At 59.4% G+C, this 23,583-nt stretch carries 27 protein-coding genes; 12 read left to right on the forward strand and 15 right to left on the reverse strand.

All coding sequences use genetic code 11. The annotated features are described in order from the left end of the window. Positions 1–13: 13 nt before the first annotated feature. Complete coding sequence (radA, locus tag ACR0JF_RS01895; RefSeq protein ID WP_170659700.1) at positions 14–1,378, forward strand: DNA repair protein RadA; 1,365 nt, start codon at positions 14–16, stop codon at positions 1,376–1,378. Positions 1,379–1,418: 40 nt separating this feature from the next. Further along, a complete protein-coding gene (locus ACR0JF_RS01900; RefSeq protein ID WP_170641868.1) occupies positions 1,419–2,009 on the forward strand; it encodes a CvpA family protein in 591 nt (196 codons plus the stop codon). Positions 2,010–2,103: 94 nt separating this feature from the next. On the opposite strand, the gene ACR0JF_RS01905 is transcribed toward ACR0JF_RS01900, so the two are convergent. Continuing rightward, positions 2,104–2,250 carry a hypothetical protein gene (locus ACR0JF_RS01905; protein WP_170659701.1) on the reverse strand — a complete coding sequence of 49 codons (147 nt, stop codon included), beginning with the start codon at positions 2,248–2,250 and terminating at the stop codon, positions 2,104–2,106. Positions 2,251–2,608: 358 nt separating this feature from the next. On the opposite strand from ACR0JF_RS01905, the gene purF reads away from it, so the two are divergent. From purF to ACR0JF_RS01920, 3 genes are all read left to right on the forward strand, one after another. After that, entirely contained in the window at positions 2,609–4,132 is a 1,524-nt protein-coding gene (purF, locus tag ACR0JF_RS01910; protein ID WP_170659702.1) for an amidophosphoribosyltransferase, read from the forward strand. Between the two features lie 221 nt (positions 4,133–4,353). Continuing rightward, on the forward strand, positions 4,354–4,602 hold the full coding sequence (locus tag ACR0JF_RS01915; RefSeq protein WP_170373882.1) for a hypothetical protein: 249 nt from the start codon (positions 4,354–4,356) through the stop codon (positions 4,600–4,602). Between the two features lie 42 nt (positions 4,603–4,644). After that, positions 4,645–5,289 (forward strand): SDR family NAD(P)-dependent oxidoreductase, encoded by a 645-nt coding sequence (locus tag ACR0JF_RS01920; RefSeq protein ID WP_170659703.1) that lies wholly within the window; start codon positions 4,645–4,647, stop codon positions 5,287–5,289. A gap of 59 nt (positions 5,290–5,348) precedes the next feature. Here ACR0JF_RS01920 and ACR0JF_RS01925 read toward each other — a convergent pair whose 3' ends face one another. From ACR0JF_RS01925 to ACR0JF_RS01940, 4 genes are all read right to left on the reverse strand, one after another. Continuing rightward, on the reverse strand, positions 5,349–6,191 hold the full coding sequence (locus ACR0JF_RS01925; protein WP_170659704.1) for an ATP-binding protein: 843 nt from the start codon (positions 6,189–6,191) through the stop codon (positions 5,349–5,351). Positions 6,192–6,413: 222 nt separating this feature from the next. After that, entirely contained in the window at positions 6,414–7,289 is an 876-nt protein-coding gene (gene tatC, locus ACR0JF_RS01930; protein ID WP_170373885.1) for a twin-arginine translocase subunit TatC, read from the reverse strand. Continuing rightward, on the reverse strand, positions 7,286–7,744 hold the full coding sequence (tatB, locus tag ACR0JF_RS01935; protein WP_170659706.1) for a Sec-independent protein translocase protein TatB: 459 nt from the start codon (positions 7,742–7,744) through the stop codon (positions 7,286–7,288). The genes tatC and tatB overlap by 4 nt, the downstream gene beginning before the upstream one ends. Positions 7,745–7,750: 6 nt before the next feature. Beyond that, entirely contained in the window at positions 7,751–7,966 is a 216-nt protein-coding gene (locus ACR0JF_RS01940) for a twin-arginine translocase TatA/TatE family subunit (RefSeq protein ID WP_170373887.1), read from the reverse strand. Between the two features lie 218 nt (positions 7,967–8,184). On the opposite strand from ACR0JF_RS01940, the gene ACR0JF_RS01945 reads away from it, so the two are divergent. After that, a complete protein-coding gene (locus ACR0JF_RS01945) occupies positions 8,185–8,487 on the forward strand; it encodes a hypothetical protein (protein ID WP_170659707.1) in 303 nt (100 codons plus the stop codon). Between the two features lie 21 nt (positions 8,488–8,508). Continuing rightward, a complete protein-coding gene (locus ACR0JF_RS01950) occupies positions 8,509–9,180 on the forward strand; it encodes a helix-turn-helix transcriptional regulator (RefSeq protein WP_170458590.1) in 672 nt (223 codons plus the stop codon). 63 nt (positions 9,181–9,243) lie between these two features. On the opposite strand, the gene ACR0JF_RS01955 is transcribed toward ACR0JF_RS01950, so the two are convergent. The 7 genes from ACR0JF_RS01955 to ACR0JF_RS01985 all read right to left on the reverse strand — a co-directional run bounded on the left by ACR0JF_RS01955 (position 9,244) and on the right by ACR0JF_RS01985 (position 15,536). Beyond that, positions 9,244–10,425: a peptidoglycan DD-metalloendopeptidase family protein gene (locus ACR0JF_RS01955; protein WP_170659708.1), complete on the reverse strand. Its 1,182-nt coding sequence runs from the start codon at positions 10,423–10,425 to the stop codon at positions 9,244–9,246. A 65-nt stretch (positions 10,426–10,490) separates the two neighbouring features. After that, positions 10,491–11,141, reverse strand: a complete 651-nt coding sequence (locus ACR0JF_RS01960) for a protein-L-isoaspartate(D-aspartate) O-methyltransferase (RefSeq protein WP_170373891.1) — start codon at positions 11,139–11,141, stop codon at positions 10,491–10,493. Beyond that, a complete protein-coding gene (gene surE, locus ACR0JF_RS01965; protein WP_170659709.1) occupies positions 11,138–11,920 on the reverse strand; it encodes a 5'/3'-nucleotidase SurE in 783 nt (260 codons plus the stop codon). The genes ACR0JF_RS01960 and surE overlap by 4 nt, the downstream gene beginning before the upstream one ends. A gap of 111 nt (positions 11,921–12,031) precedes the next feature. Further along, on the reverse strand, positions 12,032–13,075 hold the full coding sequence (locus ACR0JF_RS01970; RefSeq protein ID WP_480668899.1) for an ABC transporter ATP-binding protein: 1,044 nt from the start codon (positions 13,073–13,075) through the stop codon (positions 12,032–12,034). Positions 13,076–13,201: 126 nt separating this feature from the next. Then, complete coding sequence (locus tag ACR0JF_RS01975) at positions 13,202–14,317, reverse strand: hypothetical protein (protein ID WP_170659710.1); 1,116 nt, start codon at positions 14,315–14,317, stop codon at positions 13,202–13,204. Between the two features lie 2 nt (positions 14,318–14,319). Continuing rightward, the gene (locus ACR0JF_RS01980) at positions 14,320–15,099 is read right to left on the reverse strand and encodes an SDR family oxidoreductase (RefSeq protein WP_170659711.1); all 780 of its coding nucleotides are present in this window, start codon (positions 15,097–15,099) and stop codon (positions 14,320–14,322) included. A gap of 74 nt (positions 15,100–15,173) precedes the next feature. Next, complete coding sequence (locus ACR0JF_RS01985; protein ID WP_170373896.1) at positions 15,174–15,536, reverse strand: SnoaL-like domain-containing protein; 363 nt, start codon at positions 15,534–15,536, stop codon at positions 15,174–15,176. 110 nt (positions 15,537–15,646) lie between these two features. On the opposite strand from ACR0JF_RS01985, the gene ACR0JF_RS01990 reads away from it, so the two are divergent. From ACR0JF_RS01990 to ACR0JF_RS02005, 4 genes are all read left to right on the forward strand, one after another. Next, positions 15,647–17,254, forward strand: a complete 1,608-nt coding sequence (locus tag ACR0JF_RS01990) for a peptide chain release factor 3 (protein ID WP_170659712.1) — start codon at positions 15,647–15,649, stop codon at positions 17,252–17,254. 49 nt (positions 17,255–17,303) lie between these two features. Beyond that, a complete protein-coding gene (locus tag ACR0JF_RS01995) occupies positions 17,304–18,059 on the forward strand; it encodes a hypothetical protein (protein WP_170659713.1) in 756 nt (251 codons plus the stop codon). After that, positions 18,056–18,985 (forward strand): glycosyltransferase family 2 protein, encoded by a 930-nt coding sequence (locus ACR0JF_RS02000; RefSeq protein WP_480668866.1) that lies wholly within the window; start codon positions 18,056–18,058, stop codon positions 18,983–18,985. Before ACR0JF_RS01995 ends, ACR0JF_RS02000 begins: the two co-directional genes overlap by 4 nt. A gap of 184 nt (positions 18,986–19,169) precedes the next feature. Next, positions 19,170–20,528 (forward strand): DEAD/DEAH box helicase, encoded by a 1,359-nt coding sequence (locus tag ACR0JF_RS02005; protein ID WP_170659714.1) that lies wholly within the window; start codon positions 19,170–19,172, stop codon positions 20,526–20,528. 10 nt (positions 20,529–20,538) lie between these two features. Here the strand turns inward: ACR0JF_RS02005 and ACR0JF_RS02010 are convergent, their stop codons facing one another. The 3 genes from ACR0JF_RS02010 to ACR0JF_RS02020 are packed head-to-tail and all read right to left on the reverse strand — an operon-like array spanning position 20,539 to position 22,552. Continuing rightward, a complete protein-coding gene (locus ACR0JF_RS02010) occupies positions 20,539–21,441 on the reverse strand; it encodes an EamA family transporter (protein WP_170659715.1) in 903 nt (300 codons plus the stop codon). Between the two features lie 21 nt (positions 21,442–21,462). Beyond that, complete coding sequence (locus ACR0JF_RS02015; protein ID WP_170659716.1) at positions 21,463–22,356, reverse strand: fatty acid desaturase; 894 nt, start codon at positions 22,354–22,356, stop codon at positions 21,463–21,465. Beyond that, the gene (locus tag ACR0JF_RS02020) at positions 22,343–22,552 is read right to left on the reverse strand and encodes a DUF2061 domain-containing protein (protein ID WP_170486822.1); all 210 of its coding nucleotides are present in this window, start codon (positions 22,550–22,552) and stop codon (positions 22,343–22,345) included. The genes ACR0JF_RS02015 and ACR0JF_RS02020 overlap by 14 nt, the downstream gene beginning before the upstream one ends. A 109-nt stretch (positions 22,553–22,661) precedes the next feature. Here ACR0JF_RS02020 and ACR0JF_RS02025 point away from each other — a divergent pair, with 109 nt between their 5' ends. After that, positions 22,662–23,528 (forward strand): helix-turn-helix domain-containing protein, encoded by an 867-nt coding sequence (locus ACR0JF_RS02025; protein ID WP_170659718.1) that lies wholly within the window; start codon positions 22,662–22,664, stop codon positions 23,526–23,528. Positions 23,529–23,583: the final 55 nt, after the last annotated feature.

Genomic DNA, 23,583 nt, shown 5'->3' on the forward strand with positions numbered 1-23,583 from the left:
CACCAAAGGCCTCATGGCAAAGACGGCTTCTTTCTCCTGTTCGGCCTGCGGTGCGACACATACAAGATGGTCCGGGCGATGCGACGCCTGCGGCGAATGGAACACGATCACTCAGGACGTGCCCCTATCGGCGGGTCCAGCCAAGAAATCCCTCGGCGGCAAGCGGGGCCAGTCCATTGCACTCACGGACTTGTCGACCGAGGAGACCCCGCCACCCCGTACACTCAGCGGGGTGGATGAGCTTGACCGCGTTCTGGGAGGCGGCCTCGTCCCCGCCTCGGCCCTGCTGGTGGGCGGAGACCCCGGCATCGGCAAATCCACTCTTCTGCTGCAAGCCGCTGCTCGGTTTGCGCGCGCGGGCGTCAAAACAATTTATTTCTCGGGGGAAGAAGCCAGCGCGCAGGTCCGTATGCGTGCTCGCCGTCTGGGGCTCGAGGACGCGCCGGTCCAACTGGCGGCAGAAACCAATCTGCGCAATATCCTGACGACGCTTGAGGCTGAAAAACCCGGCCTCGCCATCATCGACTCGATTCAGACCATGTGGGCCGACAATGTGGACAGCGCGCCCGGCTCGGTGTCACAAGTCCGCGCCGCAGCTCATGAATTGACCACGTTTGCGAAACGACATGGCGTGTCGATCGTCATGGTCGGCCATGTCACCAAAGAAGGCCAGATCGCAGGCCCGCGCGTCGTCGAACATATGGTCGACACCGTTCTCTATTTCGAGGGCGAACGCGGCCACCAGTTCCGCATCCTTCGCGCGGTCAAGAACCGTTTTGGCCCCGCAGATGAGATCGGCGTGTTCGAGATGACGGGCAAAGGGCTGGCGCAGGTCACCAATCCCTCGGCCCTGTTCCTGTCCGAACGCGGCACGCCCAGCCCCGGCTCGGCCGTTTTTGCCGGGATCGAGGGCACCCGCCCCGTCTTGGTGGAATTGCAAGCCTTGGTCGCCCCGTCACCGCATTCGCAACCCCGCCGTACCGTCGTCGGTTGGGACAGCGGGCGTTTAGCGATGATCCTCGCCGTGCTCGAGGCCCGGTGCGGCATCCCCTTCGCGGGTCTCGACGTCTATCTGAACGTGGCTGGAGGGCTGAAGGTCAGTGAACCCGCCGCCGATCTGGCTGTTGCCGCAGCGTTATTAAGTGCACGCGAAGACAGCGCCCTGCCCGCTGATACGGTCGTTTTCGGAGAAATCTCGCTGTCCGGGGCACTTAGACCGGCCCCTCAGACCGAAAACAGGTTGAAAGAAGCACAAAAACTTGGTTTCACATCGGCAATCGCTCCGGCGGGTGGCAAAACCGGCACTGTGGCAGGTCTGACACTCACCCGACCCTCTGATTTGGTTGGGTTTGTTGGCGAAACCTTCGGAGCAGGTTAAAGTCCGGCCCTGAGGGGCAGAAAAAGAACAGGCGAGGGCCATGGAAGGTTTTACAATTATTGACGGGGTTGTGGCCCTGATCATCGTGCTGTCAGGCATTCTGGCCTATTCGCGCGGTTTCATGCGCGAGGTTCTTGCCATCGCGGGTTGGGTGGCAGCAGCTGTCCTCGCATTCATCTTCGCACCGCAGGCCGTGCCGCTGGTCAAAGAAATCCCGGTGGTCGGAGACTTCCTGCGCGACAGCTGCGAGTTATCGGTAATCACCGGCTTTGCGGCCGTGTTTGCAATTGCCCTGATCATCGTCAGCATCTTTACGCCGCTATTTTCATCGCTGGTGCAACGGTCGGCACTGGGCGGTCTGGATCAGGCGCTTGGCTTCTTCTTCGGCATCGCGCGGGGCATCCTGCTGGTCGCTATCGCGTTCTTTGTCTACGACACCGTGATGACCGGCCAGTCCTACACGCTTGTAGACGAAAGCCGCTCGGCCAAGGTGTTCGAACAGTTCAGCACCCAGATCGAAGAACAAAACCCCGAGGCCGCGCTGGGTTGGGTCACTGCACAATACGAAGAACTGGTGGCCAGCTGCACCGCAGGCGACTCGGCCCCTGCTGCGGAAACCACCGACAGCTAATTTGTACATAATGTTCTTCGAAAAGCCCGGCCTCGCGCCGGGCTTTTTCATTGAACAAACCCCTCACCCCCGCAGACCGTGCAGCGGGTGGTTTTCAAGCCGAAACAGCCATCACACCGGCTGGAAATCGGTTTGCCCAGAATATCTCGGCTTTTGACCACTTCACCTGCCCCATTGCAGATCGGGCACGGCGCACGCCCCATACCACGGCACCGATGGCAGCGCCTTTTTGGCGGCTCATCTTTCTTGTTTGGTGAGCGTTCCTGCCACATTCTGGCCCCCTCCCCGATAAGATCCGCGATGAAATTATGCATATGTCAGCACAAATGAATTCATATGTCACCACGCCGCAACTGAAGAAATCGGAACTGCGGCCTATAGAAATGTGATCCTTTGATGACAGCCGCGTTCTAAGGCAGTATGTGGAGGCCAAACTGCCACGGAATCGGAGCTGTCGGGTTTGTCCTTTCAATGTTCATCTGCCTGCAATGCGGTGATAATGCACCGTCTGGCCTGCAAGATACGAACGGTACGACCCCTCCCTATCCGGCCGTCACTCAACCCTCTGGTCAAAACGTCATAGTAATTGGAGCCCGTAAATGTGTGGGATTTTGGGGATCGCAAGCCGGACACATGATGTGTTTGCGGAAATCTATGACGGGCTGTTGATGCTGCAGCACCGGGGGCAGGACGCCTCGGGGATCGTCACATACAACGGTGAGTTCTTTCGCGAGAAAAAAGCAAACGGTCTGGTCAAGGACGTGTTCAACGCGACGGATGCCGAAACGCTTCTGGGCAAGGTCGGCATGGGCCATGTGCGCTATCCCACCGCAGGGTCGCTCAGCGCGTCCGAGGCGCAGCCATTTTTTGTCAACGCGCCCTACGGGATCTATTTGGTCCATAACGGCAACATCACCAACACCGCCGAGCAACGCGAAAAGGTCACCGGCAAGTACAGCCGTCACCTGCGCACCACGTCAGATTCCGAGATCCTGCTGAACGTTCTGGCCGACAAAGTGGCCGACGCGATCAAAGTGAACGGAAACGCCGAGCCCATCCGCAACATCTTTGCCGGAGTTAAGATGACGATGGAGCGTGTGCAAGGCGCTTACTCGGTCATCTGCCTTGTCGCCGGTGTTGGCATGCTGGCCTTCCGCGACCCGCACGGCATTCGTCCCCTTTCGGTTGCAATCCGCGAGACCGGGGGCGATGGCAATGACTACGCCTTCGCCTCTGAGGATGTGGCCTTTGGCATCAACGGCTTTACCAAGATCCGTGACCTGAACCCGGGCGAGGCCATCCTGATTGATCTGGACGGCAACATGCACGAGTTTCAGGCCGTCGAAGGCAAGTTAACGCCCTGTATCTTCGAATATGTCTACCTCGCCCGTCCGGATTCCCTGCTGGACGGCGTCTCGGTCTACAAAACCCAGATGCGTATGGGGCAAACGCTGGCCAAACAGATTCAGGACTCGGGTCTTCAGATCGACCGGATCATCCCGGTTCCCGACAGCGCCCGCCCCGTGGCGCTTGAGGCCGCCAAGATCACCGGCATCCCCTATCGCGAAGGTCTGGTAAAGAACCGCTATGTCGGTCGAACATTCATCATGCCCGGTCAGGCAGAGCGTCAGAAATCCGTCCGCCGCAAGCTGAACGCCATTCCGCTGGAGTTCAAGGATCACAATGTCCTGCTGATCGACGACTCGATCGTGCGCGGAAATACGATCAAGAAGATCGTGCAGATGTGCCGTGAGGCCGGGGCCAAGAAGGTCTACATCGCCAGCGCTTCACCGCCGGTGAAATACCCCAATGTCTATGGTATCGACATGCCCACCAAGCACGAGTTGATCGCCAATGGCAAAGAGATCGAAGAGATTCGCGAAGAACTGGGCGCGGATGCTCTGTTCTATCAGAACCTCGACGATCTGATCTGGGCCGCCAAAGAAGGCAACCCAGAGATCGAGGCGTTCGACTGTTCCTGCTTTGACGGCAACTACATCACCGGCAGCGTCAGCGGTGACTATCTCGACAGTCTCGAAAACAGCACCCGCGTCAGCAAAAAGCGCGAAGACATGCAAGTTGTTGGTGGGTCGTGGAACGCGGCGAAACTGGCGTCGGGCTAAAGAGACAACGCGAATCAGAAAACAACGCAGGCCGTGGGCATCGCCACGGCTTTGGCTGGATTTTGCCGATAGGAATGACCTGATTGCAAAGGCTTCCGGCCCCCTCACCTCGCCGTGATCTGATGCGAGCGGGGTGATCTTTTGATTTACTTTGCGGTTTGGTAGGCAGCGATTCACCACCACTCACTCAAGGGGTTCGAACCGGGTTCGAACCGCAGAAAATGCCAAATGCCAATGTCAAAAGCGCGGCCACGCAGCGGGGCGCGTTGAAAAGAAATTCGGTCTCGGTTCTGGGTGTCTTTGGCCCGAAAGCCGACCTGCGCGCGTTGATGCGCCTGTCTTCGGGGCGTGTGAAAGAGGTCAAGCCGGGCAGCCGCGTGGCCTCAGGCACCGTTGTCGCCATTGATGAACACGGGATCATGCTGCGACAAAGCGGCCAGACCCGCCGGATTGGAATTCCAGGGGGCTAGCGCCCTCTTGACGACCCGCGCGCGGGCGTTCAAACCGCTGCAATGACCGATCAGACCAAAATTGCCCTCGTCACTGGGGCCTCTCGCGGGTTGGGCGCGGCCCTGGCCGAAGCGCTGGCCCCCGAACATCACATCGTCGCCGTCGCCCGCACCACTGGCGGGCTGGAAGAGCTGGACGACCGGATCAAGGCCAAGGGCGGCTCGGCCACCCTTGCGCCCATGGACGTTACCGATCCAAACGCGATGGCCACCCTATGCCGCGGTCTTCATGACCGATGGGGCAAAGTGGATTTGTGGCTGCATACGGCCGTTCATACCTCGGCCCTCACACCGGCCCATTTCGTTGATCCCAAAGAGTGGGCAAAGGCAATGAACACCAACGCTAATGCCACTTCGGTTCTGATCCCTTATGTGACACCTTTGCTGGGTGAGGCCGGGCATGCCGTGTTCTTTGATGACCCCAAAGCGGGCGAGAAGTTCTATGGCATCTATGGCGCCACCAAGGCCGCCCAGATTGCACTTGCGCGCAGTTGGCAGGTTGAGACTGAACGAACTGGGCCTAAGGTGTCGATTGTCGAGCCCGCCCCGATGCCGACCGCCGTGCGCGCGCGGTTTCATCCCGGTGAGGATCGCGATGTGCTGACCAGCACAGCGGATGAGGCAGCTCGGATTCTGGCGTTGTTGTAAGGAATGGCCCGTTGGGCCATGCCTCCGGCGGAGGTATTTTTAGCCAGATGAAGCTGGGATCACGCGATATGGACGCCGTTGCGTCCGGCGAGATCGACGAAGAATTGCCACGCAACGCGACCCGAGCGTGACCCGCGCGTCGCCTGCCATTCGATGGCTTCCGCGCGGAGAGTGTCAGGGTCGACCGACACCTTGTAGGCGGCGCAGTAACGGTCGATCATGGCCAGATATTCATCCTGATCACAGGGGTGGAAGCCGAGCCAAAGCCCGAAACGGTCGGACAGTGAGACCTTTTCTTCGACCGCTTCCGACGGGTTGATAGCGCTGGAGCGTTCGTTCTCGATCATGTCCCGTGGCATAAGATGGCGACGGTTCGAGGTCGCGTAAAAGACGACGTTTTCTGGCCGGCCTTCAATGCCGCCATCCAGCACAGCCTTGAGCGACTTATAGTGCTGGTCATCGTGGCTGAACGACAGGTCATCGCAGAAAAGGATGAACCGGTGCGGCGCTGCGCGCAGGTGGTTCAACAGCCGCGCGACCGAACTCATGTCTTCGCGTTGGAGCTCGACCAGTTTCAGACCGCGGTACTCGGTTTGCAGCGTGCCGTGGACGGCCTTTACGAGACTGGATTTGCCCATCCCCCGCGCGCCCCAAAGCAGCGCATTGTTGGCCTTGTACCCCGCCGCAAAGCGCCTTGTGTTGTCCAGTAAGGTATCGCGTGAACGGTTAATGCCGACCAGCAGGTCCAGATCAACGCGGTTGACCTGAGGGACAGGCTCAAGCCGGTCTGGCTCAACTTGCCAGACGAAGGCCGGCGTGGCATTGAAGTCCGGAGTCGCCAGAGGGGCCGGAGCCATCCGCTCTAGCGCTTCGGCGATACGGTTCAGGGCTTGGGTATCCATGGCGGCCTCCGGGGTCTTATAGTGTTTCGGGTTAAACCTGTGACACGAATACCCTGTCACGCCTTCAGCGTTCTCGGGACATTCGTGTCACTTGGCGATTCAGGTAAAACCCGAAATGCTTTAATCCAACGGTGTCAAACCACGTTCGGCTTTTGGCAACAAGGGGTTCCAACGAAAAAGGCGCGCCTGTCATGGCGCGCCTGTCTTGGGAACAGCAAGAGATTATTTCCCGTCTTCTTCCTGCATCAGGTCCTCATCCGCTTCGGCCTCGTCATCATAGTAGCCATCCGCGCGGAGTTGTTCTTCGCGTTTCTTCTCAACCCGCGCCACAAGGAAAATCGACACCTCATAAAGGCCGTAGACCACTACGAACAGAATGATCTGTGTGATCACGTCCGGAGGCGTCACGAGCGCAGCAAGCACCAGAATGGCGACCACCGCGTATTTGCGTACACTACCAAGCCCCTCAGCCGTGACCAGCCCCGCCTTGCCCATCAGCGTAAGCAACACGGGCAGTTGGAAACACAGCCCGAAGGCCACGATAAACTTGATTGTCAGGTTCAGGTATTCTTGAGCGGAGCCTTGGAACACGACGCTCAGCGGTGCAGCCGTGGCGCCATCCACGACGGCCTCACCTTCAGCGCCAAACTGCTGGAACCCGAGGAAAAAGTCATAGGCCAACGGCGTCACGACATAGAAGGCGAAGCTTGCCCCCAACAGGAACATGAAGGGCGAGGCCAACATGAACGGCAGGAACGCGTTCTTCTCGGATCTATAAAGCCCCGGAGCAACAAAGCGCCACATCTGCATCCCGATATAGGGGAACGCCAGAATGAAGCCCCCCAACAGCGACACCTTGATCGCAACAAAGAAGCCTTCCTGCGGCGAGATGAAGATCAGCCCGCAATCCTGCCCACGCTCATTCAACACCTCACACAAAGGATGCGTAAGAAAGTTGAAAAGAGGGGTCGCAACCGTGAAACAGATGATCATACCGATCAGAAACGCCACGACGCAGTGAATCAGTCGTGTCCGCAATTCGGCCAGATGCTCGATCAGCGGCGCCGAGCTGTCTTCGATTTCGTCGGTCTTGCTCATGTCTTGTTCTCAGTGTTCAGCGCGGCTTCAGCCTCTTCGGCCTTGGCCAGCGCGTCAGAGGCTTCTTTGGCCTTTCGCTCGGCAGCAGCGCGGGCGGTTGTGGCTTGAATCTTCTTGGCCTGTTTAGCCCGCTCAGCCGCCAGCTTGCCCGTTTCGCTTTCAGGATCGAACTTAGTGGGGTCGATACTGCTGCTCAGATCCTGAGCGGCCTTTTTCACACCGTCCATCGCGCTGTTCACGGGATTCGTGGCCGCGTTCAGACCCTTCTTGATCTCGTTCACACCTGCCTGATCAGCAGCCTCGTTCATGGCGCTGGTGAATTCGCGCGCCATCCCGCGGGCCTTGCCGACAAACCGACCGACATTGCGAAACAGCACGGGCAGGTCTTTCGGCCCCACCACAATCAGGGCAACGATGCCGATGACCAAAAGCTCGGTCCAGCCCAGATCAAACATCCGGGTTTAGACCTTGTCTTTCTCGGTTTCGGGCGTGACGTCCTTGGCCACTTCGGCTGCATCCTGCTCCAGCTCATCCGCGCCTTCCTTGACGCCTTTCTTGAACGAGGTGATGCCTTTGCCGACCTCACCCATCAGAGAGCTGATCTTGCCGCGGCCAAACAGCACCAGCACCACAACAGCGATCAGCAGCAGGCCGGGAAGTCCGATATTGTTGAGCATGTTTATTCTCCTTTTCAAAGGCGCACTGCGCCTGAACCCTTTTCTGACCCCGTGTTTACGCGGCCAGCCGCGTTCTCAAAAGACACCTGCTCCAATTCGGGCGGCAAATTTGATGTGATCTTGCGGATTCATAGCTCTCGCTTTTCTCAACTGACAGGTTTATGTCAGTTACTATAGGCTAGGACAGCGGTATCGCAACCTGGTCAACGGAGAAACACATGACCCATGTCGCCGAAATCGTCACCTTCACCCTGGCCGAGGGCACCTCACCCGAGGCCTTCGTCAAACTCAGCCAATCGACCGAAAGTTTCGTTCGCGCAGCACCCGGCTTTGCCCATCGCCACCTTAGCCAAGGGGAAGACGGCCGCTGGACGGACTATGTTGTTTGGCAAGATATGAACGCTGCTCAGACGGCGGCTGCAGAATTCCCGCAACAGGAGTTTGCACCGGCCCTGATGGCAGCCATCAACCCCGAAAGCCTGCAGATGCGGCATGAGGCAATACTATGGAACATGACCTGACACAGGTCAGAACGGCGTATCATGCGCCGGACTGATCGCCTGTTCGACATCATTCAAATCCTGCGCGACGGTAAACTACACCGCGCGCAAGACATCGCGGACCGGCTCGAGGTGTCGGTCCGCACGATCTATCGTGACATGGACACGCTGGTCGCCTCGGGCGTTCCCGTCGAAGGAGAACGCGGCGTGGGTTACATGGTGCGTGAGCAGATCACCCTGCCCCCACTCAACCTGACCACGGCCGAGCTTGAGGCGCTGAACCTCGGGATGGCCATCGTCGCCGAAGCTGCCGATCCCGACCTGAAAGCCGCAGCCGAGTCTCTGGCAGAAAAGATCGACGCCGTCCTACCCACGCAGGTCGTGGCCGAGGCCGATACTTGGAAATTTGCGGTCTACCCCTTCGCCGACGCTGCGCGTGGGTTGGCGCATATGGCCCCGCTGCGCGCCGCCATCAAAACTCGCCAGAAACTACAGCTGTCCTATCGCCGTATCGACGGCACCCTGACCGAGCGCACTATCCGCCCCCTCCATATGGAATACTGGGGCCGCGTCTGGACCCTCACCGCATGGTGCGAGCTGCGCAACGGCTTTCGCGTTTTCCGCATTGACCTGATCGAAACCGTCACCCCCCTGCCCGAGCTTTTCACAGACGAGCCAGGAAAACGCCTAAGCGACTTCGATCCACACGGGTGATCCGCCCTTCATCTGGCTAAAAATATCCCCGCCGGAGGCATGGCCCGGAACGGGCCATTCTGGTCACCTGAGATAAGGCTCAGGATCAACCGACTCGAACCCTTTGCGGACCTCGAAATGCACATAAGCATTGTCTCCGCCGCGCAGTTCCGCCAGTTTCTGCCCCCGCCGCACGCGATCACCTTTCTTGACGGTGATATCCTCGACATTGGCATAAACTGTCAGCAAGTCATTGTTATGCTTAACAACAATGATCGGCACCTGATCGGCATCAGCGGTAATCGCCGCCACTGTGCCTGCCTCGGCTGCAGTGACCGACGTGCCCGGAGCGGCCGCGATATCGATGCCTTCGTTCTTACCCTTGTCATAGGTCCGGATAATGTTGCCCGCGACTGGCAAGGACAGCGCTGAATTGCCCGAACTTCTGGTGGGCGCTTCGGCTGTGACATCCGGCGCCTCGGGCGCCTCAGCCAGTGGCGCGACCTGTTCATCCGGTAGCGGCTGGGTGGCACTCGGCGGTGTCGGTGTCGGAGAACCCTGCCCCGGCTGCGTCACCTCGGTCGCAGCGACCGGAGCCGCTGCCGCCGCCTGACGCGGCGCGGCCTGGTTCTTGACCGGAATCAGCAGATACTGCCCCTCACGAATGGCGAAATCCGGTCCCAAGCCGTTCCACTCTCCCAGAGCTTCAACCGGCACCTGATAGAGGCGCGAGATGGTAAAGGCCGTCTCGCCCCGCTTCACCTTGTGGCGCACCGGCTCTGGACCGGAAGCGACCGGCGCAGGCGTTAGCGCCGGTTCGACCGGCTTCAGCACCGTTGTCTGCACCCCGCCCGTATCCGGGGCCTGATCAATCGCGTTTCCAGCGATTGAGGCAATATCCACACCGCTTGATGCCCCTACGGATCGCGGCAAGGCCAGAACTTCACCCTCGCGCAGCGTGTCGGTTGTCTGCAAGCCGTTGAACCGCGACAGCTCACCTTCCGGCAGGCCGACCCGAGCCGCCACATCGCGCACTGTATCGCCCCGGCGCGCCACGGCTACCTGATAATTCGGATAAGTGATCACCCCGCGCGCATCGGGCGCAGGGCGGCTGGTGGTTGCGGATTGCGCCGCATCCGTGGTGGAAAACCCGCCGAGTTGTCCGCGCAGGTCGTAGTCCAACGGCCCTTCGCACCCGGCCAGAATGGCCAGAGCCGCAACTCCGGTCGCACAACGGCGCATCGTTGATTTGGTAACTGCTCTCATGACTTTTGTCCTCAACACCTGCCCCTGTTATCCGGGGTTCCGGCGATCCATTCCAAAAAAACCTGTTACGTCTCGTCCTTGCCAAGCCCTTCGAGCAGCGGCACGAACCGAACCGACGTCAATTCATCATAGTCCAAACCGGTCTCGGTGCGCGTCACCTTGATCAACTGCTGCACCGCATCCGACTGCCCGACGGGTAACACCATGATACCCCCGATTTTCAGCTGCGCCAAGAGCGGGCCTGGCGGGTCCTCGGCTGCTGCGGTCACGATGATCCGATCAAAGGGGGCCTGCTCCGGCAAACCGAACGAACCATCCGACAGCATCGACGTGACATTGGTAAGCCCCAGTTCGGCAAACAGCTTGCCGGTCTCGCTGACCAGCCGCCTGTGCCGTTCAACCGTGTAAACGCGCCGCGCCAGTTTCGCCAAAATCGCCGCCTGATACCCCGACCCGGTCCCGATCTCGAGAACAGTGTCACGCGGACGCACATCCAGTGCCTGTGTCATCAACCCCACAACGGACGGCTGGCTGATCGTCTGACCGCAGGCGATGGGCAGCGGCATATCCTCATAAGCGCGGTCGGCGAACAGGCCGGTGACAAAGCGCCCCCGGTCGACCGCCTCCATCGCGGCCAGAACACGTGCATCGGTCACGCCTCGCTTTCGCAGGGCGAACAGGAACTGCATGACGGTTTCTGGGTCCAGTCCACTCATTCGATCGACTTCAATGCCTCTAGCGTGTCATGCGCGGTCAGATCCGCGCGCATCGGCGTGACCGAGATATACCCTTCCAGATTGACCGCCGCATCCGTGCCGGGCGCGGTCGGGTTGTGCTGATACCCGCCCTTGATCCACAGAAACCGCCGCCCCGAGGGCGAGCTGTGTGGCTCGACCGAAAAATGCGTATCGCGGCGGAACCCTTGCGGGGCAACGCGCGTGCCCAGAACCTCATCGGCGGGAACGGGCGGGAAATTCACATTGTAGAACAGGCGGTAGTCGCCCTGTTCCGTGGGCGTCGCGTCCAAAATACGGCGCACCAAATCGGCGCCAAAGCGACTGGCGGCTTCAAACGGATCCTCGAGCCCCAGATTGCGTGGGCCGAAATACTGCGACAAGGCAATGGCCGGCACGCCCTGCAAAGCAGCCTCCATCGCGCCACCAATGGTCCCGGAATAAAGCGTATTTTCAGCCGAGTTGTTTCCCCGGTTCACGCCAGATAACACCAGATCGGGCGGGCAATCCTTCATCACGTCATGCAGGCCCGCCAAAACACAATCCGCCGGAGAGCCCTCGGCCGCAAATCGCCGCTCATCCAGTTTGGCGACCATCATGGGATGGGTGTAGCTTATGCAGTGGCCGACACCGGATTGCTCGAATGCTGGGGCCACGACCCAGACCTCACCGTCAGGTCCGGACAGATCCTTTGCAATCGCCTGAAGCGTGATCAGCCCCGGCGCATTGATGCCGTCATCATTGGTAATCAGAATACGCATGACCGTCCCACCCCCGCGTTTCGCCCTTGATAGACCCGACCCCGCGTTGCGGCAAGCAATGCAGGCCTGCAATCTGCGGCTTTCGCGCACCACTTGCGGGGAAATTGCGCTCTACCTAGGGAAAACGAAACAGCGGTCGCGTCGGATGGTCAGCCACATCGCCCGCCCGGGTGCAGGGACAAACACGTTCGGAACCGTCGCTTTCAGGATCGAAACGTCGTAGTCCATCCGAAACTCGACCAGGCTTTCATTGCCCAGGAACCGGGCCCGCTCAACCACTCCGCGCGCGGCGACGCCGTCTGTGGCCGTGGGCAAAGGCCCTTTGCCGTTTCGGTCGAAATCCAGCCGGAGGTGTTGGGGGCGGAAAACGATCTCGACATCGGTACCGTCCGGAAAGCCCGGCGCCAGGAATTGTCCGAACGGGGTCTCGGCCAAGGCACCATTCACTTGCGCCTGCAACACGTTGACATCACTGAAGAATGCGACGGCTGCTTTGTCCGCTGGTCGCGTGTAGACGTTGTAGGGCGCACCTTGCTGCACGATCTTGCCGCCCCGCATCAAGGCGATCTCATCAGCCATGCGCATGGCCTCTTCCGGCTCATGGGTGACCAGCAGAACGGCGGCGTCTTCCTCTTTCAAGATAGCCAGCGTTTCGTCCCGGATACCGTCGCGCAAACGGTTGTCGAGGCCCGAGAACGGCTCGTCCATCAACATGATCCGGGGGCGCGGTGCCAGAGCGCGCGCCAAAGCCACCCTCTGCTGTTCTCCACCGGACAGTTGATGCGGGAACCCGTCGATGAACCGCATAAGATCGACTTTGGTTAGCAGTTCCTCGACCCGCACGCGTTTCTGATCCTTACTGCCTTTCAGGCCGAAACTCACGTTGTCGGCCACGCTGAGATGCGGGAACAGGGCAAAGTCCTGAAACATCAAGCCAATCTCGCGGCGTTCTGGTGGGACACGGAACACCGTGTCACAGATCAGTTTGCCGTCGACATAGATCTCACCTGAGTCCTGCATCTCGACCCCCGCGATCATCCGCAAGGTCGTGGATTTGCCGCAGCCGGACGGCCCAAGCAGGCAGGTCACTCGCCCCGCCTCGACCGTTAGCGAGACGTCATCCACCACAACCCGGCCTTCGAACCGGCGGATCATATTGCGAATTTCCAAACGAGGAGGAGGTGTGTTGCCTGTCACAGATGGGTCCTGTTGCCTTTCCCGATCAATTCCATCGGGCTTGAGCGGGGATAGCAACCCCGCCCGTCCGGCGCAAGGGATCAGCTATTCCGCAAGCAGCTCGAAATCGACACCGGCGCGGATTTTTCCATTCACCTGAACCTCAAGCCGGTGCGCGCCGGGCACCAGTTTGAACGTGGTCGCATTGCCTTTGAGCTTGTGGCGTTTGTGCAGACGCAATGCGCCGTTCTTCAGCGCGGCCTGTTTCAGCTTGTGAACCTTGGCTGAGGTCTTTCCGTTAGGGTGTTGAAAGTGAATGATATAATCCACCAAAACTGGTTGATCAGCAGACCCTTTCAAATCGATTGAAAACGCCAAAGCGCTATTGATCCGGGCCTCGCCCTCAACAGAAATGATTGCAGTGACATCCGCATCCGGGTCATAGCCCAGCATCTTCATCGCCCCCGGATGCCCCGCCTTAACAAGCCCACGCAGGGTGTGAGAGATCATCCACTCAAGCTCTATCTCTTCTTGCTCACCCGCCTCGCGCCAGCGCTGCAGGCATTCCAAAACCAGATCCGGGTTCTTTTTGGTAATATCGTTCAGATGGTTCGCAACCGAGCGCGTCACATAACGTGTTTTGTCCCGATGCAGATCATCCAACAACGGCAAGGAGTCTGTCAGCGCAAGACCCACCGCCTGCCCCCATGGCAAACGGGGCCGTGTGCCCTCGCTGACCAGACGGCGCACATGATAGCTGTCGTGCTTGCTCCAAAGTTGCATTCGCGCCAAGACCAGATCGGGATGGCTGTTCAGGAACGGACGGATCGCCCATTCCATCGAAAAGCGCTGTGTGAGTTCCTCCAGTACGTCCAAGGCCAGTTCTGGATACTCAGCCCCAACTGCGACAACCCAATCCCCAAGTGGCGCAAAGATGAAATCGCCGAAATCATCATCCGTTTTGCCGGGGTCTAGTGGAGGCGGCAAGGCGCGCAGGATCAACGGCGCGACCGCTGGCAAATTGCCCGGAAAGGACTGCTGCAGGCAATCGGCGATCCAGGCCATTCTCTCTTTCAGTTCCAGATCCAACAGGCGCGACATGACCTGCGCTTCGAACGCCTCAGCGTCGAATTCCGGGTCCGCCGACTGGAACAAACCCGCCAGATAGCGGGTTTTTTCCACGTTGAACAATTGATCCTTCAGAGAAAAATTCTGTGCCATTCCTACATCGTCAAATTGGTTGCGCCACCGTCCAGCAGGATGTTCTGCCCAACGATAAAGCCCGCATGTTGAGAACACAGGAAAGCGCAGGCCGCGCCGAACTCTTGACGCGTGCCGTAGCGACGCGCCGGGATCGTGGCGGACCGGGCCGCGCGGGCCTCATCCAGCGAAATGCCCTGTTGATTGGACACACCGGTATCCAGCGACAAGGCGCGGTCGGTGTCATGAATTCCCGGAAGCAGGTTGTTGATCGTCACACCTTGCGGGGCGACTTGACGCGCCGTTCCGGCCACATAGCCGGTCAGCCCGGTGCGCGCAGCATTCGAAAGACCCAGAACCGGGATCGGCGCACGCACGGATTGCGAGGTGATATTCACCACCCGCCCCCAACCTTTGTCCATCATCCCTGGCAGCAGCGCTTTCATGAAAGCGATCGGCGTCAGCATGTTGGAATCCAGTGCCTTGATGAAATCTTCACGATCCCAGTCCGACCACAAACCCGGAGGCGGCCCACCCGCATTTGTGACTAGAATATCAACACTTTGCGCGGCCTCAATTACCTGTGCCTGACCTTCGGCTGAGGTCACATCACAGGCCACCGTCTCAACCGCGACGCCATGGTCCGCACGCAACCGCGCCGCTTCAGCTTCAAGTGCCTCAGCACCGCGCGCATTCATCACCAGATCAACGCCTGCTTCTGCCAAAGCTTCGGCACAACCCAGTCCAAGCCCTTTGCTGCTGGCACAAACCAACGCACGCTTGCCGCGAATTCCCAGATCCATTCTGATCCCCTCTGTCTGTTGTTGCCCGCATGTCTAGCACCAGCCAGACAGAGAAGACCAGAATTCAACAGGCCCTAGTAGAAGAACTCTTCCCTCACGATTTTACCATCGGCCACGTGGTAGACACCCACTTCGCTCATATCGAAATTCTCGCCGCTTTCTATGAACTTGCCCTTGATCTCGAAAATCACGGCAAAGCGGTCGTCGCCATGTAGCATCGGATCACTGACCGAGACATGGCTGACCTCTGTCGCGCTGTCCCACCACTCATGTTTGCCGCGAATGGCATCCAGACCCTGAACCTCACGCCCCATGCCAACGTCATCCACCGCCTCGGCCGAGACAGCATCCGCGGCATAGAGTTTACCCAAATTTTCAGCGGTCCGGTTTTCGCGGCAACCGGCTACAAGCTCGTTCGCAATCTCTTTCAATTCCATTGGTTCACTCCCATAATTTGTTCACTATATGTTCTCTTTGCCACAGCTTGCCGATTCGAACCAGTCCGTTTGTCTTGCTTCGGCGGGTTTCCCCGCCTATACGCGCGCTCATGCTTGATACCGCCTCGAACCAACCCGTATTGCCGCCCGAGATCGCTCGTCGTCGGACATTCGCCATCATCTCGCACCCGGATGCGGGTAAAACGACGCTGACCGAGAAGTTCCTTCTTTACGGGGGCGCGATCCAAATGGCCGGCCAAGTGCGCGCCAAGGGTGAGGCACGGCGTACGCGGTCGGACTTCATGCAGATGGAGAAGGATCGGGGTATCTCGGTATCCGCCTCGGCGATGTCGTTCGACTATGGCGATTTCCGGTTCAACCTTGTCGACACCCCTGGCCACAGCGATTTCTCGGAAGATACCTATCGCACGCTGACTGCGGTGGATGCCGCCGTGATGGTGATCGACGGTGCGAAAGGTGTCGAAAGCCAGACGCAGAAACTGTTCGAGGTCTGCCGCCTACGCGACCTGCCGATCCTGACCTTCTGTAACAAGATGGACCGCGAAAGCCGCGATACGTTCGAGATCATCGACGAAATTCAGGAAATGCTGGCCATTGACGTCACGCCTGCCGCGTGGCCTATCGGAGTAGGTCGCGATTTTATCGGCTGCTACGATATGCTGCGCGACCGGCTGGAGCTGATGGACCGCGCCGACCGCAACAAAGTGGCCGAGAGCATCCAGATCGACGGGTTGGATGATCCCAAACTAGCCGAACACGTGCCCGAACATCTGCTGGAGAAGCTGCTGGAAGAGGTCGAGATGGCGCGCGAATTGCTGCCTGCCCTCGATCCGCAAGCGGTTCTGGAAGGGCACATGACCCCGATCTGGTTTGGCTCAGCGATCAACTCGTTCGGCGTGAAGGAACTGATGGAGGGCATCGGCGCCTATGGCCCGCAGCCGCAGATCCAATCGGCTGAGCCACGCCAGATCTCCCCGGATGAAAAGAAGGTCGCCGGGTTTGTCTTCAAGGTGCAGGCCAATATGGACCCGAAGCACCGTGACCGGGTGGCCTTTGTGCGTATGGCCTCGGGGCATTTTAAACGCGGCATGAAGCTGACCCATGTGCGGTCGAAAAAGCCTATGGCGATCTCGAACCCCGTGCTGTTTCTAGCCTCGGACCGGGAACTGGCTGAAGAGGCATGGGCCGGCGATATCATCGGCATTCCGAACCACGGCCAGCTGCGTATCGGCGACACACTGACCGAAGGCGAAGCGATCCGCGTGACCGGCATCCCGTCCTTCGCGCCGGAACTGCTGCAGACCGTCCGTCCGGGCGATCCGATGAAGGCCAAGCATCTGGAAAAGGCGCTCATGCAGTTTGCCGAAGAAGGCGCGGCCAAGGTGTTCAAGCCTTCGATCGGCTCGGGCTTTGTCGTGGGAGTTGTTGGTGCGCTGCAGTTTGAAGTGCTCGCCAGCCGGATCGAAATGGAATACGGCTTGCCGGTGCGGTTTGAGGCGTCTCAGTTCACCTCGGCCCGTTGGGTCAGCGGTGAGAAGGCTGAGGTCGAGAAATTCGTCAATGCCAACAAACAGCATATCGCTCATGACCACGACGGCGACATTGTCTATCTGACCCGCCTGCAATGGGATATCGACCGGGTCGTACGTGACTATCCGGCACTGAACCTGACGGCCACCAAAGAGATGATGGTGTGATCCAACTGCCTGATTGCGCAGCCAATCCCGGCTGTGCAATTCTGCCCGCATGAGCGATGACGACCTGACCTTTCCCGGCGGCCTGCCCGACATGCTGGAGATCCTGGAAAACAGGCGCGCGCCTTTTGTGTTCGGCCCCCGCCCCCTGCCCGATCTCGACGTTGATCTGGACGCAATGGCGCAGCAGATCGTGCCCGAACGCGCGACCCTCGCCCCTGAAACTGACGATGCCACCGCGTGGGACCAGAAGCGCGCCAAGATCGCCACCGAGTTCGTGGGCAATTCGGAACTGGCCTTTCTGAACGCCCAGTTGATCGCCAATCTGCGCAAACGCTCCTACCCGCGTCACGCGCCCGCTTTGTTCCGGCGGCTCTGGGCCGAACAATCCCCGCATCTCCTCGAAGCGCTTGATCTGCGCTGGCTCGTCTCGTCGGTGCAGACCTTTGCCGATCACGGCGACACGCCGACCCAGCGCGAAGTTGGTCAGGCACTGCGGATGCTGTTTGGGCTGATGAAGCTCTATGAGTTCGAGCGGTTGTTCTCCAAACGCGGACCCGAGGAAACCCATTGGTTTCGCGGCAAAAGCACCGCCCCGCTGCCGTTGCAGATGCAGTCTTTCTCACTGGAGCGCGGTGGGCTGGCCGTGTCGCTAATCGCGCCGATCTGGACCAAGGCGCTGACTGATCCGACCATCGCCCCGCTGGCGGATCACCTGATGACCGAGCTGAACAAAGACCCCGGAACCGTCTTTCGCCGTCTGAAAAAGATGCGCGAACGCCGTCTCGCCCGGATGCAGCGCCAATGACCACATGGGGTGTTGTCTCCATGGTGCGAGGACCCGCGCAGGATATCCTGCGGTTCGCGGCCCACCACCTCGATCTGGGGGCCGACCGGCTATACCTCTATCTGGATGAGCCCAACCCCGAGGCGAAGCACCAGTTGGAGCAGCACCCGAAAGTACAGGTGACACTGTGCGATGACGCTTTTTGGCGTGGCCGCAACAGGACGCGCCCGGGCAAGCATCAGGTGCGCCAATCCACGCATGCCAGCTATACCTATCGCAATACCGATCTGGATTGGCTGGCCCATATTGATGTGGATGAGTTCCTGTGGGCGGACGCCCCCATCCCGGAGTTGCTGGATACCGTGCCCGCAGATATCCCCGCCGTTCGGGTCCGCCCGATCGAGGCCATTGCCGGGGCCGAAGACCTGTACAAAGCGCATATCCCCAAAAGCCCGGATCGTGAGGCTTTGGTGCAGGCGCTCTATCCCACCTATGGCGCCCATGTGCTTGGAGGGTTCCTCAGCCATGTGCAGGGCAAATTGATCGTGCGCACGGGTCTGAAAAAGCTAAGTTTTCGCATCCACAACCTGTTTCAGGACAAGGCCCTCCTGCCCTGCAAGTTCGAGCTGCCAGGGCTGGAGCTGTGCCACCATCACGCCCCGAGTTGGGAGCATTGGTTCAGGCACTTCCGTTTCCGGATGGAGCGTGGCTCGTACAAACCCGGCATGTCCCCCAACCTGCCCCACGACCAAGGCGGCGTGAACAAGAACGAGCTTTTCAGTCAGATCGAATCCGCCCGTGGTCTTGATGGGCTGCGCGCGTTTTACGATGAACTCAGCGCCGCCGACCCGGACGTCCGTGCTCGGCTTGAGGCACATGGTCAGATCCGGCACCGCCCGTTGCATCTGGATGAAAAAGTGGCGAAACACTTTCCCGGAAGCTGCTGAATTGTTGCAAAAAATGCCATTTCTAGCCGGTTGACGCCGTCGGGATTTCAGTTCATTTGACCCCGCCCCACGTTTTTGTTATGTCCCGCCTCAAGCCGAAACGCGCATGGTGCGCATGGTCAGATTGACCCGGCATGACGCAGACGCGCGGGCCAGGTCAAGTGTCCGCAACAATCGGACATATATGACAAAGTTTACCGAACTGAACCTGAACCCGAAGGTCCTCAAAGCCATTGAGGAAGCCGGATACGAAACCCCCACTCCGATTCAAGAAGGTGCGATTCCACCCGCGCTGGAAGGTCGAGACGTATTGGGCATCGCCCAGACCGGCACCGGGAAAACCGCTAGCTTCACGCTACCGATGATCACCCTGCTGGCCCGTGGCCGCGCCCGTGCGCGGATGCCGCGTTCTCTGGTGCTATGCCCGACACGGGAATTGGCCGCGCAGGTCGCCGAGAATTTCGACACCTATTCCAAACACCTGAAACTGACCAAAGCGCTGCTGATCGGCGGTGTCAGCTTCAAAGAGCAAGAGGCCCTGATCGACCGCGGCGTAGACGTTCTGATCGCCACTCCGGGCCGTTTGCTGGACCATTTCGAACGCGGCAAGCTGCTGCTGACCGGCGTGCAGATCATGGTCGTGGACGAGGCCGACCGGATGCTGGATATGGGCTTCATCCCCGATATCGAACGCATCTTCTCGCTAACTCCCTTCACGCGTCAGACGCTGTTCTTCTCGGCCACCATGGCCTCGGAGATTGAGCGTATCACCGACACCTTCTTGTCCGCGCCCGCCCGGATTGAGGTCGCCCGTCAGGCCACCGCGTCCGAGACGATTGAACAAGGCGTGGTGATGTTTAAAGGCGGTCGCCGGGATCGTGAAGCCAGCGGCAAACGCAAGGTTCTGCGCGCGTTGATCGACGCCGAAGGTGACAAATGCACCAACGCGATCATCTTCTGCAACCGCAAGACGGATGTTGATATCTGTGCGAAATCGCTGAAGAAATACGGCTATAACGCCGCCGCGATCCATGGCGATCTGGACCAGTCGCAGCGGATGAAAACGCTGGACGGGTTCCGCGATGGCTCACTGCGCCTGCTGGTTGCCTCAGATGTGGCGGCGCGCGGTCTTGATATCCCGTCGGTTAGCCATGTGTTCAACTTCGACGTGCCCGGCCATGCCGAGGACTATGTGCACCGCATCGGCCGTACAGGCCGTGCCGGACGCGAAGGCAAGGCCGTGACGATCTGCTCGGGTCGTGACGAAAAGGCTCTGGATGCGATTGAAAAGCTGATCCAGAAGGAAATTCCGCGCCTCGACAACCCGGTCAAGGAAGAACCAAAGCCCGAGAAGCCGAAAGCCGAGAAGCCCGCCAAAGCGGCGGAAGACAAGCGCAGCGAAGGCAAGAAAGAGCGCGAGCCCCGCGAACCCAAGGGTCGGGGTCGTGGCCGCAAGGACGATCATGGCCCGGCTGTTGTCGGCATGGGCGATCACCTGCCCAGCTTTATCGCCCTCAGCTTTGACGAACGCCGCGCGGGTTAATCCCTGTCGCTTAGATTGACAGTACCAGCGCCAGTATCGACGCACCCAGCAACAGCATCCCGGCGATCTCGCGCCGGGTGATTATCTCACGGAAAAACAGGGTCGAGGCAAGCAGGCTGAGCAAAAGCTCGACCTGCCCCAGTGCTTTGACATAGGCCGCGTTCTGCAAGGTGAAGGCGAAGAACCAGCAGAACGATCCGCACAGGCTGGTCAGGCCAACGAACACGCCGGTTCGGCGCGTGTTCCACACCGCGCGCAACTCGGCCCGGTCGCGCCACAACAACCAGATCCCCATGCTGACGAATTGAAACGTGACCACTGCGGCCAGCGTGACCAACGCGCGAAACCACGCGTCGATATCGCCCAGCTCAAGCGAGGCACCGCGATAGCTGACCGAGGAGAAGGCGAATAACACCCCCGAGCCCAGCCCCAATCGCGAGGCGCGATTGGTCAGATGCTGCCACCACGCCCCGTCCCCTCCGGGGGTTTTGGACAAAAGCAGCACCGCCAGCAGCCCCACGACAATCGCCCCCAACGCCCCAGTCGAGACCTGATCGCCCAGCACCACAAAACCAACTATCGCGGTTTGGATGACTTCGGTTTTCTTAAACGTGATACCGACGGCAAAATTGCGCTGCTTGAACAGGGCGACGACACAGATCGTCGCAAGGATCTGCGATGTGCCGCCAATCACTGCAAACACCCAGAACCGCGCCGACAACTCGGGCAGGCTCAACCCGGTGACCTGAATGGCCACGACCAGCCCCACCAAGGCCAGAGGCAAAGAATAGGCAAAGCGCGCAAAGGTCGCCCCAGCCGCAGACAGTTTCACGCTGCTCAGCGATTTTTGCAGCATGAACCGGACCGTCTGAAAACCGGCGGCGGCGATGGTGATTGGAATCCATAAACTCATGAACTCCGTTCTGTCTTTAAATCAGGGTTTTGGCCAGAGCGGATGCGGCACCGGGTCCTTCGCCCGCCAGAAATACGCCCTGAAGATCTCGGCATAAGACGCGTAGACATAGGCTTCGTTACAGTCCTGATACCGCTCTTTCCCCGATTGATAGAGCGCGGGTAGTTCGTACCAGGGGGCCGAGGGGTTCATGTGATGAACCACGTGCAGGTTGTTGTTCAGAAACAGGAAAGCCAGAATACCGCGATCTTCTACGATCACCGTGCGGGCGCGCGATTTCTCGTGCGCGCGGTGTTCAAGGAAGGTGCGGATCTTAACAAGACCCAATCCGATATAGGCCGACATGACATAGGCCCAAACCGGCATGGAGGAGTGCGCGACGACCCACAGAACCACTGCAACTCCGGGGATATGCAGCGCCCATGCAAGCGCGACCGAACGGTCTCCATGGATCAGGCTGTTCCATTCGTCCCGCAGAAACATAAATTGCCCAATCGCAGGCCCCAACACCATGCGCCCGAGCAGGGTGTTGTTGGCGGCAAGCAGCCTCTTTTGCCATCCAGACAGCTGCGCCCAGACCTTTGGGTCATGGTAGTTGCTTTCGGGGTCGTCATAGGGGTCCGTCAGGTTCGAATCCTGATGATGCGCAAGGTGCAAGTCGCGAAACCGATTGAAAGGAATGAACAGGGTCAATGGCAGGGCCATCAACGCCTCGTTCAACCATTTCGTGCGAAACGGATGCCCGTGCAAGGCTTCATGCGTCAGTGAAGAGTGAAGGGCGGCAACCGCGCCCATCGTCGGGATGGCGAGCCACAGGCTCCAACCTGCCACGTAGAAAGTGGCAATCAACCAGGCGGTGTAACATGCGGCGATCAGGGCTAATGTGCCCCATTCGGGCGTTTCAGCTTTCCCCATGACGCCCCCATGAGATTCCCGCCCAGACCCGCTCATAGACAATGTAAAGCGTCAGACCGATGGCGGTATTGACCAGCGCCACCACGCCGCCCACGGCAACTGACCCGGTGGCGATCAGGCCCACCAGAGTCATCATCACCAACCCCATCACATTCCAAATGAGTGCTTTCACGACAGATCTTCGTCGCGTTTCCATTCCGGACCCCGTTTTTTGTTGTTATCACAAAAGCGTTACTCAACGGGCGGCGTGTTGGGAATTCTGAATATGATTAACAAAAATCATCAAAGGTGATATTTATCTACTTATGATAGATAAAATCGACAAAAGAGTTCGCGCAGTGCAGTTTCGCCAGCGACTTTCCCGCGCGATGGAGGACACCGGTGTCAGCCAAAGCGCCCTTGCCCGACATATCGGTGTCGACCGATCGACCGTATCACAGCTACTGACCGATGAGGGCGCCCGCTTGCCCAACGCCCATGTGGTCGGCAGTTGCGCTTCTTCTCTGGGCGTCTCAGCAGATTGGCTGCTAAGCCTGTCGGATCGCCACGAAAGCGCCGCCGAGCTACTGGCCAGTTCCCTGACCATGACCGAGGCCCCCCGTGCCCTTGTCGATGAGCGTATTTTCCAATGGCATCAAGAGGCTGCGGGCTACAAAATCCGCTACGTACCCGCCACCCTGCCCGATATGCTCAAGACCCGGGCGATCCTCGAATGGGAATACGCCCCGCATTTGGGCCGCACAGCAGATCAAGCGATTGGCGCGTCCGAGGATCGCCTGTCCTGGATGCGCAGCGCCCAGTCGGACTATGAGATCGCCATGCCTTTGTATGAAATCCGTAGCTTCGCCCTCGGCACCGGCTACTACGAAGGCCTGCCTTTACCGGTCCGTCTGGAACAGATCGACCACCTTTTGGACCTCAGCGAGCAGCACTATCCTCGCCTGCGCATCTATCTGTTCGATGCCAAACGACTGTATTCTGCACCTGTCACGATCTTCGGCCCGCTTCTTTGCGTCTTCTATGCGGGCAGCCACTATATGGCCTTCCGCGACCGCGACCGGATCGAGGTGTTCAGCCGACATTTCGATACCCTGATCCGCGAGGCTGAGATGACCGCCCGCCGATTCCCGGAATACCTGAGCGGATTGCGGGCCGAGATTGCAAAGGGCTGACGCCTCAAACGTGCGGTTTTTCAGATCCTGTAGTATAGTGACACCGCGAACGCGC

The organism is Ruegeria sp. BG11, from assembly GCF_056538565.1.

Bases quoted from the DNA above. Each gene is read 5' to 3' on its own strand.
- radA (WP_170659700.1), top strand. From the start codon at position 14: ATGGCAAAGACGGCTTCTTTCTCCTGTTCGGCCTGCGGTGCGACACAT.
- ACR0JF_RS01900 (WP_170641868.1), top strand. From the start codon at position 1,419: ATGGAAGGTTTTACAATTATTGACGGGGTTGTGGCCCTGATCATCGTG.
- ACR0JF_RS01905 (WP_170659701.1), bottom strand. From the start codon at position 2,250: ATGAGCCGCCAAAAAGGCGCTGCCATCGGTGCCGTGGTATGGGGCGTG.
- purF (WP_170659702.1), top strand. From the start codon at position 2,609: ATGTGTGGGATTTTGGGGATCGCAAGCCGGACACATGATGTGTTTGCG.
- ACR0JF_RS01915 (WP_170373882.1), top strand. From the start codon at position 4,354: ATGCCAAATGCCAATGTCAAAAGCGCGGCCACGCAGCGGGGCGCGTTG.
- ACR0JF_RS01920 (WP_170659703.1), top strand. From the start codon at position 4,645: ATGACCGATCAGACCAAAATTGCCCTCGTCACTGGGGCCTCTCGCGGG.
- ACR0JF_RS01925 (WP_170659704.1), bottom strand. From the start codon at position 6,191: ATGGATACCCAAGCCCTGAACCGTATCGCCGAAGCGCTAGAGCGGATG.
- tatC (WP_170373885.1), bottom strand. From the start codon at position 7,289: ATGAGCAAGACCGACGAAATCGAAGACAGCTCGGCGCCGCTGATCGAG.
- tatB (WP_170659706.1), bottom strand. From the start codon at position 7,744: ATGTTTGATCTGGGCTGGACCGAGCTTTTGGTCATCGGCATCGTTGCC.
- ACR0JF_RS01940 (WP_170373887.1), bottom strand. From the start codon at position 7,966: ATGCTCAACAATATCGGACTTCCCGGCCTGCTGCTGATCGCTGTTGTG.
- ACR0JF_RS01945 (WP_170659707.1), top strand. From the start codon at position 8,185: ATGACCCATGTCGCCGAAATCGTCACCTTCACCCTGGCCGAGGGCACC.
- ACR0JF_RS01950 (WP_170458590.1), top strand. From the start codon at position 8,509: ATGCGCCGGACTGATCGCCTGTTCGACATCATTCAAATCCTGCGCGAC.
- ACR0JF_RS01955 (WP_170659708.1), bottom strand. From the start codon at position 10,425: ATGAGAGCAGTTACCAAATCAACGATGCGCCGTTGTGCGACCGGAGTT.
- ACR0JF_RS01960 (WP_170373891.1), bottom strand. From the start codon at position 11,141: ATGAGTGGACTGGACCCAGAAACCGTCATGCAGTTCCTGTTCGCCCTG.
- surE (WP_170659709.1), bottom strand. From the start codon at position 11,920: ATGCGTATTCTGATTACCAATGATGACGGCATCAATGCGCCGGGGCTG.
- ACR0JF_RS01970 (WP_480668899.1), bottom strand. From the start codon at position 13,075: ATGATCCGCCGGTTCGAAGGCCGGGTTGTGGTGGATGACGTCTCGCTA.
- ACR0JF_RS01975 (WP_170659710.1), bottom strand. From the start codon at position 14,317: ATGGCACAGAATTTTTCTCTGAAGGATCAATTGTTCAACGTGGAAAAA.
- ACR0JF_RS01980 (WP_170659711.1), bottom strand. From the start codon at position 15,099: ATGGATCTGGGAATTCGCGGCAAGCGTGCGTTGGTTTGTGCCAGCAGC.
- ACR0JF_RS01985 (WP_170373896.1), bottom strand. From the start codon at position 15,536: ATGGAATTGAAAGAGATTGCGAACGAGCTTGTAGCCGGTTGCCGCGAA.
- ACR0JF_RS01990 (WP_170659712.1), top strand. From the start codon at position 15,647: ATGCTTGATACCGCCTCGAACCAACCCGTATTGCCGCCCGAGATCGCT.
- ACR0JF_RS01995 (WP_170659713.1), top strand. From the start codon at position 17,304: ATGAGCGATGACGACCTGACCTTTCCCGGCGGCCTGCCCGACATGCTG.
- ACR0JF_RS02000 (WP_480668866.1), top strand. From the start codon at position 18,056: ATGACCACATGGGGTGTTGTCTCCATGGTGCGAGGACCCGCGCAGGAT.
- ACR0JF_RS02005 (WP_170659714.1), top strand. From the start codon at position 19,170: ATGACAAAGTTTACCGAACTGAACCTGAACCCGAAGGTCCTCAAAGCC.
- ACR0JF_RS02010 (WP_170659715.1), bottom strand. From the start codon at position 21,441: ATGAGTTTATGGATTCCAATCACCATCGCCGCCGCCGGTTTTCAGACG.
- ACR0JF_RS02015 (WP_170659716.1), bottom strand. From the start codon at position 22,356: ATGGGGAAAGCTGAAACGCCCGAATGGGGCACATTAGCCCTGATCGCC.
- ACR0JF_RS02020 (WP_170486822.1), bottom strand. From the start codon at position 22,552: ATGGAAACGCGACGAAGATCTGTCGTGAAAGCACTCATTTGGAATGTG.
- ACR0JF_RS02025 (WP_170659718.1), top strand. From the start codon at position 22,662: ATGATAGATAAAATCGACAAAAGAGTTCGCGCAGTGCAGTTTCGCCAG.